Origin of the sequence: Nostoc sp. DedSLP03 (assembly GCF_034530815.1) — a bacterium.
Lineage (GTDB): Bacteria > Cyanobacteriota > Cyanobacteriia > Cyanobacteriales > Nostocaceae > Nostoc.
Map to the genome: position 1 here is coordinate 1 of NZ_JAVRCK010000232.1, position 1441 is coordinate 1441.

The following is a 1441-nucleotide window of genomic DNA, read 5'->3' on the forward strand; positions in this document are numbered from 1 at the left end:
ACTGGGTGATAAAATCAGCAGCCCAACACATATCCTGTAATCGCAACCAGCCTCGCCATAAGGTCTGCCAACCAGGTAGACCATCGGATTTGCGGCCAAGAAAACCACCCAAACGAGCGATCGCTAAAAAGAATTCACCCAGAGTCAACTCACAATTTGTCAACCCAAGACGAGCAACTAAGACTTTTAACATAATTGTAGGTATGTACTCGTGTGCCTTCAGTTGGGAATTGCTGCGACTAAGTTGGCGTAACTGTAATAATCTGACTGAAACTATAGCAAAAAAGCCAAGTAGCCTTACCAGTGATGAAGCTGACTCCAATTGACGTTTTTCTACAGCACAACCAGTTTTGAGACACTTATGATACTCTTCAATTAACCAACGTGTAGCATACCAATCTAGTTGCATGAGGGCATCCTCACGATCATTTACAGCAACAGTGGTAAATAGAATCCATTCTAAATCTCCTTCTGGTTCCCAACAACGAATACACCAACCATCTATTGGCTGTTGTTTTCTTTCACAGCCAATTGCTGGGGGTTGAATTGTCAATTGAGACCAAGCTACTTGTAAGTTAACTTTACGTTTGGGTTCTCCGTTGCGCCCACGCAAAACAACAGTTTTCTCCGCCATTGGTTGTAAAGAACGAGCAAATGCCTTGAGATACCCTTTGGTGGCATCAGGTTTAGTAATCACTCGGTTTTGAGTGACTCGTACTAAGCAGTGCCAGTACAAAGCTTTGGCTCGTCGAAGGTAAGAAAAAATATCACTCCCCCTATCTCCGACACTTACCCAAATTGACCCAGTTTGTGGTGTTGGTGCAGTGCCGATGGATTCCACCATCTCTGCCCAAATTTCCCCTTCACCATCTGTTCTCAATAGTTCTGGTAGCGCTTCCACCAACGTGTTGTCATTGTCCTTTTTTTGACTACGCAGCCAAGGTATTTGTCCTGCCAATCCCAAAATTTGTGGATTCAAAGGTAACGGTACTACTGCTAAACACGTGTGTAGCATCATTCCTCTACCTTTGCCATCTCCAATATGCCCTAATCCCTTAACTTCCCGATGATGAGTATAATCTAGTTCTGTTGTGTCTTGGATGAATAAAACAACATTGGATTTTATTTCAGTCGCCCTTTGTTTCGTCTCCGTGATGTGAGGTTGAATTAATGCCTTATGAGTTACATCGTCTTCCGCAAATAATCGGTACGCAGCACGAATTTCATTCCAGCCTTGCATCATATCTGGTAAACTCCCTTGCGGGTTGGCAGCTATGGCTGCACCGATAGCGATCGCTCTTTGTGTACGACGAGTATCCCCTAATTCGGCATCTCCCCATTGCTCAACTGCCCAAGCATTGAGGTCTGTAAAATTTTTCAACTTCATACTCTGACTCTATTACATCCCTACCTCACTTTAAAAGATGTTGGTAATGACAAG

General features: G+C 43.7%; 1 protein-coding gene. It reads right to left on the reverse strand.

What is annotated here, in order from left to right:
* On the reverse strand, positions 1–1387 hold a 1387-nt coding region (locus RM368_RS38465; protein ID WP_322698929.1), incomplete at its 3' end, for an IS4 family transposase.
* Between the last annotated feature and the right edge of the window lie 54 nt (positions 1388–1441).